At 66.1% G+C, this 16,948-nt stretch carries 15 protein-coding genes; 2 read left to right on the top strand and 13 right to left on the bottom strand.

Annotated features, from left to right (window positions below; all coding sequences use genetic code 11):
- Positions 1-7: 7 nt before the first annotated feature.
- The 9 genes from C3B78_RS04610 to C3B78_RS04570 form a co-directional block, all read right to left on the bottom strand.
- Positions 8-250 carry a biotin/lipoyl-containing protein gene (locus C3B78_RS04610; protein ID WP_104997022.1) on the bottom strand — a complete coding sequence of 81 codons (243 nt, stop codon included), beginning with the start codon at positions 248-250 and terminating at the stop codon, positions 8-10.
- Between the two features lie 37 nt (positions 251-287).
- Positions 288-1,334 (bottom strand): alpha-ketoacid dehydrogenase subunit beta, encoded by a 1,047-nt coding sequence (locus C3B78_RS04605; RefSeq protein ID WP_104997021.1) that lies wholly within the window; start codon positions 1,332-1,334, stop codon positions 288-290.
- Entirely contained in the window at positions 1,331-2,317 is a 987-nt protein-coding gene (locus C3B78_RS04600) for a thiamine pyrophosphate-dependent dehydrogenase E1 component subunit alpha (protein ID WP_199775333.1), read from the bottom strand. The genes C3B78_RS04605 and C3B78_RS04600 overlap by 4 nt, the downstream gene beginning before the upstream one ends.
- A 102-nt stretch (positions 2,318-2,419) precedes the next feature.
- Entirely contained in the window at positions 2,420-3,256 is an 837-nt protein-coding gene (locus C3B78_RS04595; protein WP_104997020.1) for an HAD-IIA family hydrolase, read from the bottom strand.
- Positions 3,253-4,764, bottom strand: a complete 1,512-nt coding sequence (locus C3B78_RS04590) for a xylulokinase (protein ID WP_104997019.1) — start codon at positions 4,762-4,764, stop codon at positions 3,253-3,255. The genes C3B78_RS04595 and C3B78_RS04590 overlap by 4 nt, the downstream gene beginning before the upstream one ends.
- 4 nt (positions 4,765-4,768) lie before the next feature.
- Complete coding sequence (locus tag C3B78_RS04585) at positions 4,769-6,235, bottom strand: iron-containing alcohol dehydrogenase (protein WP_104997018.1); 1,467 nt, start codon at positions 6,233-6,235, stop codon at positions 4,769-4,771.
- A 28-nt stretch (positions 6,236-6,263) separates the two neighbouring features.
- Positions 6,264-7,325: an ABC transporter permease gene (locus tag C3B78_RS04580; protein ID WP_104997017.1), complete on the bottom strand. Its 1,062-nt coding sequence runs from the start codon at positions 7,323-7,325 to the stop codon at positions 6,264-6,266.
- A 14-nt stretch (positions 7,326-7,339) separates the two neighbouring features.
- Entirely contained in the window at positions 7,340-8,869 is a 1,530-nt protein-coding gene (locus C3B78_RS04575) for a sugar ABC transporter ATP-binding protein (RefSeq protein ID WP_104997016.1), read from the bottom strand.
- A gap of 7 nt (positions 8,870-8,876) precedes the next feature.
- Positions 8,877-9,869 (bottom strand): substrate-binding domain-containing protein, encoded by a 993-nt coding sequence (locus tag C3B78_RS04570; RefSeq protein WP_158677178.1) that lies wholly within the window; start codon positions 9,867-9,869, stop codon positions 8,877-8,879.
- A 191-nt stretch (positions 9,870-10,060) separates the two neighbouring features.
- Between C3B78_RS04570 and C3B78_RS04565 the strand changes: the two genes are divergently transcribed.
- Positions 10,061-11,755, top strand: coding sequence for a SulP family inorganic anion transporter (locus C3B78_RS04565; protein WP_104997014.1), 1,695 nt, complete (start codon positions 10,061-10,063; stop codon positions 11,753-11,755).
- 75 nt (positions 11,756-11,830) lie between these two features.
- On the opposite strand, the gene C3B78_RS04560 is transcribed toward C3B78_RS04565, so the two are convergent.
- Positions 11,831-12,262, bottom strand: a complete 432-nt coding sequence (locus tag C3B78_RS04560) for an ester cyclase (RefSeq protein ID WP_104997013.1) — start codon at positions 12,260-12,262, stop codon at positions 11,831-11,833.
- 265 nt (positions 12,263-12,527) lie between these two features.
- Between C3B78_RS04560 and C3B78_RS04555 the strand changes: the two genes are divergently transcribed.
- The gene (locus C3B78_RS04555) at positions 12,528-14,975 is read left to right on the top strand and encodes a sensor domain-containing protein (protein ID WP_234005518.1); all 2,448 of its coding nucleotides are present in this window, start codon (positions 12,528-12,530) and stop codon (positions 14,973-14,975) included.
- A 112-nt stretch (positions 14,976-15,087) separates the two neighbouring features.
- Here the strand turns inward: C3B78_RS04555 and C3B78_RS04550 are convergent, their stop codons facing one another.
- The 3 genes from C3B78_RS04550 to C3B78_RS04540 are packed head-to-tail and all read right to left on the bottom strand — an operon-like array spanning position 15,088 to position 16,847.
- The gene (locus tag C3B78_RS04550) at positions 15,088-15,408 is read right to left on the bottom strand and encodes a GYD domain-containing protein (protein WP_104997011.1); all 321 of its coding nucleotides are present in this window, start codon (positions 15,406-15,408) and stop codon (positions 15,088-15,090) included.
- A 12-nt stretch (positions 15,409-15,420) separates the two neighbouring features.
- Positions 15,421-16,188, bottom strand: a complete 768-nt coding sequence (locus C3B78_RS04545; RefSeq protein ID WP_234005517.1) for a DUF2182 domain-containing protein — start codon at positions 16,186-16,188, stop codon at positions 15,421-15,423.
- 53 nt (positions 16,189-16,241) lie between these two features.
- Positions 16,242-16,847: a DUF1326 domain-containing protein gene (locus C3B78_RS04540; RefSeq protein ID WP_104997010.1), complete on the bottom strand. Its 606-nt coding sequence runs from the start codon at positions 16,845-16,847 to the stop codon at positions 16,242-16,244.
- Positions 16,848-16,948: the final 101 nt, after the last annotated feature.

Raw genomic sequence — 16,948 nt, 5'->3', positions numbered from 1 at the left:
TGGACCGTCAGGCCGTCTCGATGTAGGCGATCACGCTGCGGACGTCGACCGTTTCGCCTTCGGGGACGACGATTTCGGCCAGGACGCCGGAGGCGGGGGACTCGAGGGTCTCCTCGACCTTTTCAGCTTCGACCTCCGCCAGCGGCTCGTCCTCGGTGACGGTGTCGCCGACGTTCTTGAGCCAGGTGGCGATGGTGCCTTCGCTCATGCCCATGCCCCACTGGGGCAGCAGGACCTCAACTTTTGCCATGTTCTTTCTCCTTGTTTTGGTTGTTCTTTAGGGGGTGTCACATGCGCGGTGCGGGCGATGTGAGTTCGCTGTCCAAGGTGTTCGCCATCAAGCCGGTGATGCGGCGGACGGCGTCCTCGATCTTTGTCCGGTTCGGGTAGAGCTGCTTCTCGAGGGCGGGACTGAACGGGATCTGGGTATCAGGGGTGGTCACCCGGACGATCGGGGCCCTGAGGGACTCGAAGGCCTCCTCGGCCACGATGGCCGAGATCTCCGCCGCGGCGGAGCACGTCCGGTGGGCCGGGTCGGCGATGACCAGCCGGCCGGTGCGCTGGACGGAGCGGATGACTGCCTCGGTGTCGAACGGGACGAGGGTTCGCGGGTCGAGCACTTCGACCGATACGCCCTCTCCAGCGAGGGTTTCCGCAGCGGCGAGGGCTTCCGGGACGGCGCTGGAGATCGCGACGACGGTGACGTCGTCGCCGGTCCGGGCAACGTTGGCCTGGCCGAACGGGATCTTGTATTCCTCTTCCGGGACTTCGCCCTTGCTGCCCCACAGCATGCAGGCTTCGAAGGTCAGGACGGGGTCATCGGAATCCACCGCGCTGCGGAGCAGGCCCTTCGCGTCGTACGGGTTGGACGGGACGATGATCTTCAGCCCGGGGACGTTCATGAACATCGGGTACGGCCGGTCGGAGTGGTGCGCGCCGGTGTTCAGCCCGTAGAACATCGCTGAGCGGAACACCACGGGGATGGACGCCTGCCCGCCGAACATGTAGCGGTTCTTGGCGGCCTGGTTCACGAACTGGTCCATCGCCATGTACAGGAAGCTCGAGTACGACAGGTCGACGATCGGGCGCAGGCCGGTCATCGCGGCGCCGATCGCGGCCCCAACGATGACTTCCTCGGAGATCGGGGTGTTGCGGATGCGGTTGGCGCCGAACATCTCCAGGAAGTCGCCCTTGTCCTTGCGGGACTTGCCGGCGCCGGTGGTGCCGTAGACGTTGGCTTCGACGTCCTCGCCAATGATGACGACCCGCTCGTCGGCCTCCATGGCCTCGCGCTGGGCGGCGCCGATGGCGCCAAGGTAGCTCATGACAGTCATGCGATTGCTCCGATCGGCTCGGTGTAGAGGTCTTTGAAGGCGACGCTGGGGTCGGGGTAGGGGCTCTCGTCGGTGAACCGCACGGCTTCATCGACCTCGGCGAGGACTTCGGCCTCCAGGGCGTCGAGTTCCTCGGCTGTGGCAATCCCTTCCCGCTCGAGGTGCCGGCGGAACAGGACGATCGGGTCCCGCTCCACCCAGGCCGCCTTTTCTTCCGCATTGCGGTAGTCCGTGCCAAGACGCAGCCCCTCGGAGTGCTCGTTGAACCGGTACGTGACCACTTCCACAAGGGAAGGACCCTCTCCCCGTCGGGCGCGTTCGACGGCGGTCGTGACCGCCTCGAACACCGCGAGCACGTCCTGGCCGTCCTCCACCCGGACACCGGGCATCCCGAAGCCGGCCGCACGGTCCGCAATCACCCCGGACGTCACCGTGTGGGCCGGGGTGGACAGCGCGTACTGGTTGTTTTCGCACAGGAAGACCACCGGCAGGTCCCACACGCCGGAGATGTTCATGGCCTCATACAGGCACCCCTGGTTCGCTGCGCCGTCGCCGAAGAACGCCAGGGACACTTTGCCGTTGCCCAGCACCTTGCTCGAGAGCGCAGCACCGGTGGCGATCGGAATCGACGAGCCGACGATGCCGGACTCCCCCAGGCTCCCGACGGCGAAGTCGGCCAGGTGCAGCGACCCGCCCTTGCCCTGGCAGACGCCCGTTGCCTTGCCCACGAGCTCGGCCATGAGCGGCCCCAGGGGGGAGCCCTTACCGATCGGGTGTCCGTGGCTGCGGTGGTTGCCGGACATGTAGTCCCCGTCCCCGAGGGCCATGCAGGCACCGACAACCTGGGCCTCCTGCCCGATGCTGGTGTGCACGGTTCCCGGGATCTGGCCGCGCTTGACCATCCGGGATGCCCGCTCGTCGAAACGGCGAATGCGCAGCATGCGCCGCTGCATCTCCAGCAAATTCTGCGATGAAAGATCCATCACGGCTCCTCTCTGAGTAAATATTCAAGGTATGAATTCTAATTCTATTTGTGGGTAGCCGAACTGGCAAGAGCCTGATCGGCCACAAGCGTGCGCGCCTGGTCAGGAGTCCCGGAAGGGCTCCAGGAGTGCATCGATGCGCGGCAGCACCAGGGTCGGCTGCCGCTCAGGGGGCAGCAGCCCTGCCATCTCCACGGTGGCCTCGCCCGTGAGGACGAGGGCCGAATCCATCCCGGCGTCTACCGCCATGGCGATGTCCGTCTGCAGCCGGTCCCCCACCATGACGCAGTCCGATCCGGAAAGCCCCAGGACGTCCAGCGCTGTCTGCAGCATGACGCCGGCCGGCTTTCCCACATTGGCCTCGCAGCGCACTCCCGTGCATGCCTCGATCGCGGCGATCACCGCCGCAGCATCCGGCTCCCCCCGGCCCATCGGCATGGGACAGTAGGCATCGGGGTTCGTCGCCACCAGGCGGGCCCGCCGGTGCTGCCAGAGTGCGTCAAAGGCGATCTGGAGCTTGCGGTAGTCGAAGCCGCGGTCATAGCTCGCGACGACGACGTCAATGTCCCGGGGATCCTCGGTCAACCGGAAGCCGGCCGAGCGGATGGCCTGTTGGAGCGGCTCTTCGCCAATGACGAACACCCCGGCCCCCGGGGCTTCCTTGCGCAGCCACGCGGCGATCGTGACCAGCGGGTTCACGATCCGGTTAACCGGGGTTGGCAGGCCCAGCCGGGTCAGCTTGTCCGCGTACATCTGCGGGTTCTTGGTGGGGTTATTGGATAGGAAGAGTGTTTCGCGTCCGGCCTCCCGGAGACCGTGCACCAGCTCCGCAGCCCCTGGAAGCAGCTCGTCGCCCAGATAGATCGTGCCGTCCAGGTCGAAGAGGTAGCCGGCATAGGCCCTCACGGGCCTGGACGTCAGGGTTGTTGAAGCAGTCATCGCGTTGCCTCCGCGAGTTTGGCGAAAACAGCCCGGTTGGCGGGATAGATATCGCGGTAGACGTCGTAGAGCCGGTCGTACGCTGCGGCCGCGCCGGTTCGGGGCTCGTAGGACAGCCCTGTTCCGCTCATGGCCTTCGCGGCGGAGGCCACGGAATCGTGGATGCCCGCGGCGGCCGCGGCCAGCATCCCCGCACCAAGGCAGGTGCTCTCCGGGTCGCGCACCACGGAGACGCTGCGCTGCATGACGTCGGCGATAATCTGGCACCATACCGGGCTGCGGGAGCCGCCGCCCAGGGCGACCACTTCGGCCACGGGCTCTGCCAGGGCCTTCTCCGCCCCCGTGGTCAGGAGCCGCTGCTCGAAAGCGAGGCCTTCGAGCAGTGCCCGGTACACGTGCGCCTTGCCGTGAATGCCTGTGAGGCCCAGCAGCGCACCGCGCGCGTTATGGTCCCAGTACGGAGTGAGGGCACCGGTCCAGTACGGCAGGGCCAGCAGGCCCTCCGAACCCGGGGGGAGAGCCGCGGCCGCGGTCTCGAGGACCTGTTCGGGGCTCAGCCCCAGTCCGAGGCCTTGGGCGTCGATCCCCGAGAATTTCTCGACGAACCAGCCCAGGTTGATGGTGCCCCCGCCGATGAAGGTCTCCAGGGTGTAGGAACCGGGGACAGCGGCCGAGAGCGTCCTGTATTCCCGCGCATAGGAATAGTGTTCCGAGAACGTTCCGGACACGATCCCGCTGCCGAGGTTTAGGTAGGCCCGGCCGCCGGTGGTCGCGCCGGCACCAAGCTGTGCGCATTGCCCGTCCCCCGCGCCGGCCACGACGGCGACTCCCGACGGAAGGCCAAGGCGCGCGGCGGCGTCGTCCGTGAGACTGCCCAGGACGCTGCCGGGTGGCCGGAGTTCGCTGAGCTGCCCGCGGTCAAGGCCCACCGCGGTGACCAGTCCGTCGTCGTAATCGAAGGTGGACATGTCCACCAGGCCGAGCGGATCCGCCGAAGCCCAGGAAGTGAGCCAGGCACCGGTGAGGCGGTGGACCAGGAACCCGTGCACGTCCACCACCTTGCCGATGCGTGAGACCGTGTCCGGTTCATGGGCCTGGAGCCAGTGGAGCTTGTACCAGGCCGGGGTCGGGTTGGCGGGCTTGCCGGTGAGGCGGTGAACGTCCTCCGTGCCGAAGGCGGCGACCTCCTCGGTGGCACGGGTGTCAAGCCACAGCATTGCCGGCCGGAGCGGGATGCCCTCATCATCCAGGCAAACAAAGCTCTCGCGCTGATGGGTGATGCAGATGGCGCCGATCCGGGAGGTGTCCACGGTCTGGGCTGCACGCCGGATCGCTTCAGCGGAGGCGGTCCACCAGTCCTCTGCGTTCTGTTCCCCCCATCCCGGACGGGGCTGGCTGAGGCTGAAGGCGCAGCGCGCCTGCGAGAGCGCTTCGCCGCGGGCGTTCCAGACGACGGCCTTGGCGGCCGTTGTGGAGCAGTCGACGCCGATCACATAGTCACGCAGCATGGCTTCACTTCCTTTCCGGGGCCGCAGCTGCAGCGGCCTGGGCGGCGCGCGCCAGCACCTCGTCCACGTCCGCGGTCCCCCACCACCCGAGGAGCGTGAGCAGGTCCACCACCGTGAAGCGGTTCCGCATGAGGGCGCAGTTTTCGACCGCCCACCGTCCCAGTTCGGCATTCACGGAAGGCTCAAGCCCGGACAGTGAGACTGGGGCGCCGGCGCCCGCGAGCGCAGCGGCGATCGAGTCTGCGGGCCGGACGAGTCCGCGGAGTTCGTCCTGGACGTCCGCCCAGCCCTCCAGCAGCGCGCCGATGCGCGGGAGCCCGCGCCCGACGGTGTCGAGTTTGGCGGAGTAGTCGCGCCAGCACTCTTCGGCCACGCGCAGGGTCGGGTCGACGCGCTCGAAGGCGGTGAGGACCTTGCGCCTGGCGGGTCCGTGATCGAGGGCTGCCAGGTGCGGGCGGCTGCCGGGCGCCGCGGCGAGCCTCTCGAACAGCATGTCCCAGGCGCTGGCGGCGATGACGGAACCGGCCCCCACCTGGGCGCCGTGGAAACCGATGGGCTCGTCGTGGGCGCCGTGGTACTGGTCGAGCATGTGGCTGATCAGGTGTTCGACGCCGGACAGGACGGCCGTCGTACCGGCGACGCCGGTGACGATGCCGCGCAGGGCCAGCGCGCGGGCGAGGGCGCCAACGGATTCCGGCTCCGCCTCCCGGACGCCGGCGCTCCAGCTTTCCAGGTCCTTGCCCACCATGCCGAGCAGGCGGACGGCGCTGGGCTTGTAGGTCGGGTCGGTGCCCACCAGCGAGGCGAGCTTCCAGTCCGCCGGGGCAACCAGCATGGACGTCATTTCACCGAACCCGGCACGGTTCATGGCTTCCGGAGCCTCGGCGATGACGTCCGTATCGGAGATGACTGCGTCCGGCCAGCATGAGGGTACGGTTCGTTTCACCCCGTCCCGCAGGACCACGGACACGTCGTCGGTGTACCCGTCGACGGAGGCGGCGGTCTGAACCGAAACCAGGACCGGGGTGCTGCCTCCGGCGCCTGCGCGCTGGACCGCGACCTTCGCGATGTCGCTGATGGTGCCGCCGCCAACAGCGACGACGGCATCCGCGCCAAGGACAACTCCGGCGGCCTCGTCGAGGACGCTGTCGACGACGTGGAGCTCAGCGTGCCCGTCATCGAGCACCGACCGGACGACGTTGAACCTGGCTGCGAGCTGGGCCTGGATGAGGTCTTTGACGTCCTCCCCGGAGCGTGTGATCCGGGTACGGTCCACGAGGAGCGAGACCCGCGGCGGCACGCTGCCGGGCTGTGGAGCCGGCAGGAGCCGGGTGACCGCGTCGGCTACTGCACCAAGCGCGCCGGGGCCGAGGATGAGCTGCCGGAGCCCGCAGGGGGCGAGCGTATGGTCGGGATCCGCCTGGGTGAGCAGTTCTTCGATGGGCTCTACGACGTAGGTGTCGGTGGGCATGGTGTCCTCTCGGAACGGTGGTGCGCCCTCAGGCGCCTTGGCGGGAACGGCTGGCGCGGTCGGTCAGGACGGCAACGATGATCGCGACGCCGATGACCACCGGCTGGAGGTTCGGGGAGACATTCAGGAGGGACATGCCGTTGTTCAGGACGCCGATGATGAGGAGTCCGATAAAGGTGTTCAGCATGCCGCCCGAGCCGCCGGACAGGCTCGCACCGCCGATCACGACGACGGCTATGACATTCAGGAGGTCGGCTGTGCCGGCCGTGGGCTGTGCAGAGTCGAGCCGGGAGCCGACGATGACGCCGGCAAGGGCTGCGAGGAAGCCCGCCACCACGTACACGCCGATCTTGATGCGCGTCACGTTAAGGCCGGAGAGCCGCGCCACTTCGGCGTTCCCGCCGATGGCGTAGAGCGCGCGGCCCGAAGGACGGAACCGGAGCCAGTAGGCCGCGATAAGGAACGTGGCCACCATGATGATCCCTTCGAGCGGGATCCCGAGGATATCGTTGCTGGTGATGGCCAGGTACCACTCCGGGAACCCATTGATAGGGTTGCCGTTGGTGAGGTAGAGCGCCAGCCCGGCCGCCGCGGACATGGTGGCGAGGGTGGCGACGAAGGGCTGGATGCGGCCGTAGGTCGAGAGTACGCCGTTGATCAAACCCACCGCGGCCCCGACGGTTAGGCCCAGGACAACGCACAGTTCGAAGGGAACGCCGGCGGAGCGGTAGAGCCACGCGCTGGTCATGAGCGACAGAGCCAGAGTTGATCCTACGGACAGGTCTATGCCGCCGATAAGAATGACCAGGGCCGCACCCACGGCCATGATGCCAATGTCCGCATTTTGGGTGACCACGTTGGAGAGGTTGCGCCACGTCAGGAAGTACGGCGACATTATGGAAAGCGCGATCATCACCGCGATGAGGCCAATCAGCGGCCCGGGAACCCGCCGGAGCACGTTGGCGGCAATCCCGGCCAGGCCACGGCCCGTATCCCGCCCCGGAGAGGTGCCAGTCCCCGCATCTTCCGGGGTCCGGCCGCCGCGTCCTGAGGACCGTTGGTTAATGGCATGATCCGTTGTGGTTCGCATGGCTGATGCTCTTTCTACTGCTGGGAAATAAGGGGGGAGGCCGCTGATTCCGACGAGTGCACGGCCAGCGACATGACGGTCTCCGGGGTAGCTTCTCCCCGGCGGAGAATCCCACGCTGCCGGCCACGCGACATCACCAGGACCCGGTGCGAGAGTCCCAGGACCTCATCAAGCTCGGACGAGACGACGATGACGGACATTCCCTCGGCCGCGAGGGAGCGGATGATCTCGTAGATAGCCATCTTGGCGCCGACATCAACGCCGCGGGTGGGTTCGTCGATAATCAGGACCTTCGGATCCTTGACCAGCCATTTGCCGATGAGGACCTTCTGCTGGTTTCCGCCGGACATCGACTTCACCGGCAGCGCCATGTTGCCGCGGACGTCGAGCCGGCGGGCCTGCGCGCCTGCAACTTTCCGGACCAACTTGCGTGTCAGCATGCCCTTGCGGGCGAGCTCCCGCTCCCACGGGAGTGTCACATTCTCCTCGGCGGTGCGGTCCAGGTTGAGGCCCTGGCCCTTGCGGTCCTCCGGGACCATGACGATCCCTGCGCGGATCGCTGATTGGGGGCTGCTGCAGGGAAGCTTGCGCCCCTCAAGGATGACCTCACCCGAGTCGGGACGGTCCACACCGGCGATGGCCCGGACCACCTCGGTCCGCCCCGCGCCGACGAGGCCGGCAATCCCGAGGACCTCCCCCGCGGCCAACTCGAAGTTGATGTCCGCGAACGCACCGCGCCTGCCGAGGCCCCGAACTTCAAGCACGGTCGTATCGCGGCTTGGCTGCGGCGGGACGTGCTCGTACGTGAACTCGCGCCCGACCATCGCGTTGATGATCTTCTCCTTGTCCACGTCGCCCGAATTCCAGGACTGGACGCGCGAGCCATCACGCAGGCACACGATCTCGTCTGCGACCTCGCGGACCTCGTCGAGGCGGTGGGAGATGTAGACGACGCCGGCGCCGGCGGCCCGCAGCGCGCGGATCCGCTCGAGGACGTGTTCTGTCTCCGTTTCTCCAAGGGAGGCCGAGGGCTCATCGAACACGACGTACCGGGGACGGCGGCTGAGGGCTTTGGCGATCTCGATCTCCTGCTGCATGGCCATCGACAGGCCGCGGACGGGGCGGCGGACGTCGATTTCCACCCCCAGCGAGTCGAGGACGGTCCTCGACTCGCGGCGGACGAGTTCCCAGTCCACGCGGCCGCGCCGGTGCGGAAGCCGTCCGAGGAAGATGTTTTCGGCGACCGAGAGGTCCTGGATCAGGCGCGTTTCCTGGTGGATGAGAGCCACACCCTGCCGGAGTGCTTCGGCGGGGTTGGACGGGGCGTAGTCCGCCCCGTCCAGCCGCATTGTGCCGCCGTCCGGCTTTACGACGCCGGTGATGATCGAGCTGAGGGTCGACTTTCCCGCACCGTTTTCGCCCACGAGCCCCACAACGGTGCCCGGCTCGACCCGGAAGTCGACCGATTTCAGGACTGTCACCCCGGAGTATGCCTTCATCAGGCCAGTGCCCTCCAGGCCGGCCGAAGCTTGTTGAGTCGTCATCGTGGGATCACTTGAAGGACTGGGCGTCCGGGCCGTAGAAGTCTTCGACCTTGTGCTTAGTCACAGTGTCCTTGTTGATCAGCACGGTGTCCTGGTACTGCTCCTTCGGGATGTCCTGGCCCTTGCCCTCCATGAGGGCGATGGCGTTGCGCACGGCGAGCTGGCCCATCATGTACGGCTGCTGTGCCATAGTCGCCTGGGTCAGACCACTCGCGACCGCATCGAACATGGTCGGGAAGCCGTCGATGCCCACAGAGAAGATCGTCTTGCCGGATGCCTTGGCCGCCTTGGAGGCGCCGAGGGACATCGCGTCGCTCTCGCCGAACACCGCCTTAAGGTTGGGGTGCGCCGTGAGAATGTTCTGGGTGGCCTTGTAGGCCTCGGTCTCATCCCAGTTGGCGGTTTCCTCGGCAACGACCTTGATGCCTGGCGTCTCCTTGAGGGCCTTCTGGCATCCCTCCGTCCGCTGGATCTCCGCGGTGGATCCGAGTACGCCGTGCAGAATGGCTATCTCGCCCGACCCGCCGATCTGCCCGAACATCCACGTGCAGAGCTCGTAGGCCGCTTTGACGCTGTCAGTCGCGATGTAGGTGGCGAGATCACCCTGGCCGGACTCCGGGCGCTGGTCCACCGCGACCACGGGGACGTCCGCCTTGTTGGCGGCACGGACACCCGCAGCCGCAGCTGTTGAGTCCTGGGAGGTGAAGATCAGGGCACCGATCTCCTTCGTCAAAAGATCATTGACCTGCTTGACCTGCGCCGACGAGTCGTTGTTGGCAGAGGTGATGTTCACCTCGTAGCCCAGCTTCTTTGCCTCGTCCTTGATGCCGGCAACCTCAGCCACATAAAAGAGTGACTTCTGGTCCGCCACCGACACACCAATCACCTTCTTCTGGTCCCCGGCGGGAGCACCGGCGCCCCCGCATGCAGCAAGCGAGAGCGCCATCATGGCGGCCGTCAGAACGGCACACCCCGAGCGGATCATCTTGTGGGAAGTCATCATCGTCTCCTCTTGTCTTAGCGACTTCACTGTCGGGTAGAAATTTTTATTCAGCCACGCAATTACTATGCAATGATGGTGCGGCATGGATCACATTGCTGTCAAGGGAAACTCCTTCCCGGCTGGAGCCGGCTCCGATCGTCGACGGCTATGGATGGCGGGTAGGGGCAATATTGGGCCATCATCTGAAGATGAGCCACTCCGTAAAGACCCCAGCATGGTGGCTCCCGCCAGCCCTGCGTGGCTACAAAATCGAGTGGCTGCGCCACGACCTGGTGGCGGGCGCAGCGCTCTTCGCGATCCTGGTCCCCGCGGGCATGGCATACGCCCAGGCCGCCGGTCTTCCGCCGGTAACAGGTCTCTACGCCACGGTAGTGCCCCTGATTGTGTACGCGGCGGTGGGGCCGTCGCGTGTGCTGGTGCTGGGGCCGGATTCCGCGCTCGCCCCGATGATCGTTGCGGCGCTGGTTCCCCTGGCGGCGGACAACGAACAGAAATCCGTGGCCCTGGCCGGCCTCCTGGCCATCCTGATCGGCGTCATCCTGCTGTGCGGTTCCGCCCTGAGGCTGGGCATCATCACGGGACTGCTGTCCAAGCCCATCCGGCTGGGCTACCTCAACGGGATCGCCCTGCTGGTGGCGATGTCCCAGCTTCCCACCCTCCTGGGAATCTCCGTGGAGGACGGCACTCCCTGGGAAAAACTGCTCGCCGCAGTGCCGAAGGTGCTTGCCGGCGAAACCAACATGACGGCAATGCTGCTTGGCCTGGCCTCGCTGGCGCTCATCTGGGTGTCCCGCCGGCTGAAGTGGAAGGTACCGGGCGTGCTCATCGCCGTGGTGGTCTCCTGCCTTGCCGTGGCCCTGCTGGGACTCCAGGAACGCGTCAAAGTCACCGGAGCCCTCCCGCAGGGGCTCCCCGCACCGGCCCTCGGCGGAATCGGGTGGGCCGACGTCCTGGCACTGCTGCCAGCTGCCGCTGCCATCGCCCTGATCGTCTTCGTTGATACCGGAACCCTGTCCCAGTCCCTCGCCGCGGCCGAGGATGAGAATGTATCCGGCAACCATGAAATGGCAGCCTTGGGTGCGGCAAACGCGGCCAGCGGGCTGCTGGGCGGGTTCCCGATCTCGGCCAGCACCTCCCGCACGCCGGTGGCCGTGGAGGCCGGCGCGAAATCCCAGCTCACAGGCGTGGCAGGTGCCGTCCTGGTGCTCGGCTTCATGCTCGCCGCCCCCGGCGTCACCGAGTTCCTGCCCGCCACCACCCTGGCCGCCATCGTCATCGCGGCAGCCGCGGCAATAGCCGACCCCGCCGGTGTGCGGCGGCTGGTCGGCATGAGCCGCAGTGAATCCCTGGTGATGCTCGCGGCATTCCTGGGGGTCGCCATCCTGGGGGTCCTCCCGGGCATCGCCGTCGCCGTGGGCCTGGCAATCCTGGACTTCCTGCGGCGCGCCTGGGACCCCTACCGGGCCGAGCTGGTGGACGTCCCCGGGGTGCCGGGATACCACGACGTAAGCCGCCATCCGGAAGGCGAACGCGTCCCGGGCCTGCTGATCCTGCGCTTCGACGCGCCGCTGTTCTTCGGCAACGGGTCACTGCTGGGATCCTTCGTCCGCAACAAGCTGGACCAGGCGCCGCCGGGCACCGAACGCGTGGTGCTGGCGGCAGAGCCCGTCACGGGAATCGACACCACGGCCCTGGACGAGCTGGTGCAGCTGGACGAATGGCTGGAACGGCACGGCGTGGACCTGGTGTTCGCCGAGCTCAAAGGTCCGGTCAAGGACAGGCTGCTGCAGTACGGCATGGCCGCCCGCTTCTCCCCCGAACACTTCTACCCCACCGTGAGCGAAGCCGTGCGGGCGTTCCAGCGGGAAGACCGGGAGGCCTAGGAGTCCCCAGCCGCGGGCACCTGCACGTCCACCCACACCAGGAGTACGCCGGGCGAACGGGACAAAAATCCAGCGTCACATCCCGGGCATCAACCCCAACTGCCCCATCAGTGATGCAACGTCCGGATGGGCCCGGAACGAGGCGATTTTTCCGTCCCTGACCGAGGCGAAATAGGTGCCGGATCCAACCACCGATTTGCCCGTGGCCGGAATCTCCTGGCCTCCCATGCGAAGGGGACCGGTATTTGTGCCGGTGAACTCCACTTCCCCCGCAACCTCGTCATCGCTGACCACCCTCCTGGTGGTCTTAATACGCATGTCCGGGAATGCCGTGAACCATGAGTCCATGTAGGTCCGGACCTCATCCCGCGTGCGGAAAGGCTCGGGGACCGTCACATCCGAAAAGGTAAAATCATCGGCCAGCAGGTCGGCGAACGCCGCCGTGTCATGCTGGTCCCAGGCCGCCATTCCGCGGTCGTCAAGCTGCTCTACTTCAGCGCGTGACATCACACATCTCCTCCTTGAAATGCCCTGACGAGCATCATGCTAGTCCTGTGGTATGCACAGTCAATGGCCGCTGCAAAGGCCGACACAGGGGTTCTGCCCGCCAGCAGGTTTGGACGGTGCTAGGTTCGGGTACACGATCATGACAACGCCGCTGCGGGGACTGGGCACCAATAGTTCCGGGGAGCGTTGGCGTACGGATTCTTGAACAGCGGTGTTTCCTGACTGGGGGGTACGGATGGCTGGCAGGCGTGATGAAGGCTTGGTAATGCAGTCGCTGTTGCTTGATGAAATCGGGCAATCGGTGATCGGGATGGACGCCCAGTGGCGGGTCACGTACTGGAACCGGGCCTCGGAGTTGCTGTATGGGTTGAGCGCATCCGAGGCTTTGGGAGCAGCAATCGCTGATATTGGGATCGTCGGCGCGGAGCGTTCCCATGGGGAGAGCGTGTCCCGTGAGATAGCACAGCGGATCGCCGCCGGTGGGGACTGGTCCGGGGAACTCTGGGTCCGCCACAGAACCGGGAAGGAGTTTCCTGTCCATGCCACGGTCAGTCCGGTCCGTGGACGGCACACCGTGCCGGTGGCCGTGGTCGCGATTTCGAAGGACATCACGGACAGAAAGCACAATGAGGCCGTCTTGCGCCGGTTCTCGGCCGTCATTGAATCCTCGGGAGACGCCATCGTCAGCGCGGACATGACGGGGACCATCACCAGCTGGAACTCGGGAGCGGCCCGGATGTTCGGCTGGACGGCGCGGGAAGCCGTGGGGCAGAGCTACCGGCTGCTGACCACCCGCGATCACAAGGACTTCGATGAAGAAGTCAGGGCCAGCATAGGCAGCGGACGATTCGTGACCGGCCTGGCGGTGCGCTGGGGCCGCAAGGACGGGTCCGTGATCGATGTCGAGCTGACGGTCTCACCGGTATACGGCCCGAACGGCGAGCAGATCGGCGCGTCGGCGATCGCCCGGGACATCACCGAGATCCAGCGCCTCCGGGCGGCGGCCGCCGTGGAACGGGAGAAACTCCTGGCTGCCCAGGAGATGGCCCACGTCGGAAGCGTCGAACATACCAAGGAGACTGGCGAGACCTGGCATTCGGAGGAATTCGGCCGGATCTTCGGCCTTGGCCCGGGGCAGACGGCAACCCGGGACCTGATGCTTGAATTGACGCACCCTGAGGACCGGGAACGTGTCCAGGCCGTCTGGAAAGACCTGGATGAGGGCACGGTGTTCGCGGACTTTGAGTACCGTATCGTCAGGGCTGATGGCCAGCAACGGTGGCTGCACTCCCGTATCAGGAACGTGGAAGTGGATGAGCGGAAACCCGGGCGGTTCCTGGATACGGTGCTGGACATCACCGAGCGCAAGCAGGCCGAACAGATCCTGGAATGGCAGGCCCGCCACGATCCCCTGACGGGGCTGCCTAACCGATACGTGATCACTGAGGTGCTCCAGGACCTGCTGGACCGGGACTCCCGCGCCGTGGTGATGTTCGTTGACGTGGACCGGTTCAAGCTGATTAACGACGGCATTGGCCACGGGGCCGGGGACACTATCCTCATGCTCCTGGGCGAGCGGCTGAAGTCCTTTGTCAAGAGCGGCGATACAGTGGGCCGCTTCGGCGGGGACGAGTTCGTGATCGTGTGCGGGGACCTGATGCTGCGCGGCGCCAGGACCCTGGCGGAACGGATCAGGCAATCCACCAGGCACCCGTTTGAAGTCGACGGACGCAAGATCTACCTCAACGTCAGCGTCGGCATCGCGCTGGCCGGACCGGACGATACGGCGGAGTCGATGCTGCAGGGAGCCGATGCGGCCATGTACCGGGCCAAATCAGCAGGCGGGGACTCATCAGCCGTTTACGACGTGCTGATGTCCGGAAAGGCCGCGGGGCGGCTGAACCTGGAGTCCGGACTGCGGCTTGCCCTGGAAAGGGGCGAGTTCTCGCTGAACTACCAGCCCATCGTTGACGTCAACAGCGGAGACACCATTGGTTTCGAAGCGCTGCTGCGCTGGCAGCACGGCGAGCACGGGCTGATCGGGCCCGATACGTTCATTCCGATTGCCGAAGAGACAGGCTTGATTATCCCCATCGGCACATGGGTACTCCGTGAAGCCCTGCGGCAGGTCCAGCAGTGGCGCGGGCGGCTAAAGGGAGCGGCAGGCGTTTCCGCCGCCGTGAATATTTCCGGCCGCCAATTCCTGGCAACCGATTTCACGGACATCGTCGAGGCGGCGATCCAGGCCGCGGGCATCGATCCCAGCGCTGTGGACCTGGAGATTACCGAGACAGTGCTGATGGACCAGCCCGACCTGCCCAAGGAGACGCTGCAACGTCTCCACAGCTTGGGCGTGGGGCTGTCAATCGATGACTTCGGAACAGGGTACTCCTCCCTGAGTTACCTCAGGTGGCTTTCGGCACGGACCCTGAAAATTGACCGCACTTTCGTCGAAGAACTGGGAAGAGGACCCCACGGGGCAACCATCATTGAACTCGTCCTTGGCATGGCCGAAAGCCTCAGTCTCCGGGTAGTGGCGGAAGGTGTTGAGACGGCGGAGCAACTCGCCGAACTCCGCCGCCTCGGCATTCGCTACGCCCAAGGGTTCTACTGGAGCCCTCCCCTGCCTCCGGAGGACGTTCCCGCATGGTTTGAAAAGCCCCTCTCCGGCGTCAGGCCAAGGTCCGGCGCGGTGGGCGCCCTCGAATGCTGACAACCCGGAACGGCATGGGATGCCGTTCCGCCACGGGCAGCAAGACTGCCGGGGCCAGCCCCGAACGCTGACGATTTCCCCTTTAGGGCAACCGTAAGAGGGCCGTCGTGGGCTACTGTCCCGGAGGCCGGTAGGACGGCGTCTTCTTGGCTGCTTCGTCGATGTCTTCCACAGTCAGGAGGGGCTTCAGGCGGACGTTGACGCTCCCCGTGGAATTGACTATCAGTGACAGTGCGGCAGCACTTGCATCGTCCGGCGCCTCGAAAATGCCGAGGACGTCGTAGTAGCCAAAAGCGTAGTAGAAGCTCTCCAGCGAACCGCCTATGGACTTGAGGGCCTCCGTCAGGGCCTCACGCCGCTTCGTGCCGCCTTCCTGCATAAGCCCCTTGATTCCCGCGCCCACATACGTCGCTTCAAACAGATACTTCGGCATGACCTTTCCCTCCTACATTCCCATCCCGGTTGTAGCCGCGGGAGCAAGTGCCACACCGAGTGCAATGGCAGCCAGCGCCACCGCAACAGCACGGTTGGCGAGCCGTTTCCACGGAAGCATCTTCTCCCCGGCGATGAAGGCCCCGATCAGGGCCATCCAGCCGACGCTCATCACGCCGAGCGCGAACAGCGCCGTCATCAGCGCCCAGCAGCACGCCACGCACCAGGCGCCGTGCTCCACGCCCATCCGCAGGGCCCCCGCGTAACCCGGCCGCATCCGGTGCAGGAGGAAATCCATGGGCGAGCGGCATTTCATCAGGCTCACGTTCTTGGCCGGCGTGAGCTGATAGAGGGCCGCCATGGCTATGACTCCCGCGGCGACGTAGCGGCCGTTTGTATCCGGAGCAAGAATTCCCGGCGCCACCGCTGCCGCCCACGCATAGAGTGCATAGGCCGCCAGGCCAAAGACCGTCCATGATGCAAGGTAGCCGGCCACGAAGGCGGCAGTGGACCCTGCCGGTGCGTACCGACCAGCCTGCCGCCGGTGCCGCTGGATCCGGTGGTAGGCCACCACCATCGGCGCCACGGACGGGAACATCATGGCTGCGAGCATCACCACCCATGTCACGGTGAAGAAGCCCACCGGTCCCGGGGCGGTCCAGGCACCCATGTCCATCCCGGTCAACTGCGTTGACGTCAACACCCAGCTGGCAGCGGCGAGGAAGAGCAGGACCGCCACGAGGGTGGCCTCCCGCGGATCAACCCGGGAGGCGTGTGCCACTGCCTTGACGGTCCTGCTCCTGAACAGCTTTCCGCGTTCCACCGGCGGGCCGTTCAGACCCGGCCCTTGGGGGCACCCTCCGCCATCTCACTGGCGAACGTGAAGTCGGATGTTTCGCCGTAGATGCCGTCGAAGTCGATGCCGAAAAGGTCCACGTGCCCGGGCCCCTTTCCGATCAGGAATTCGGGCGCAAAGCCGTACATTGCGTTCTTCACTGTGGTCACGCCGCCGTCCGGTCCGGGCAGCGGCTCGAACGTGAACCGGGCCTTGTCCGAGACTGAACCGGAAGGACGCTCACCGTCCGTGAATGTGACCGCGGCGCGTTCCAGTCCCAGCCACTCGCCGTACAGGCCGGCAAAGTCGCCGAAGGGGCCCCCGGCCTGGCCGCGAAGGATGGTTTCCAGGGCGCCCACCTGGGCATCGGATGCGGACTGGTCGACGACGACGCCTACCTTCCAGCCCCCGGCCGTCAGATTCGCGGGGAACCAGGCGACGAACGCGAAGTCGACGCCGGAAAGGTCCGTGGCGTCATGGTTCCCCCTTGCGATATGGAAGACATTCAGGTTGCGGCACTCACCTCCGGGCCCGGTGGGCACGCCGTCCACGGGGCACGGGCACACCAGCTGGCACGTGCAGCTGCCAGCGTATGTTCCAGACATTTCCCAAGACACAGAATCCTCCTCACCTGGCGCCATCGCCGTGCAGAGGTGGCCCGGACCGGCGCCTCATTCCGTGAAAAACGGGGGTCATGACCCCGTTA

Source organism: Arthrobacter sp. PGP41, assembly GCF_002953935.1.
Lineage (GTDB): Bacteria > Actinomycetota > Actinomycetes > Actinomycetales > Micrococcaceae > Arthrobacter.
Note: the sequence above shows the minus strand (reverse complement) of the source record. Positions and strands in the feature narration are given on the sequence as shown.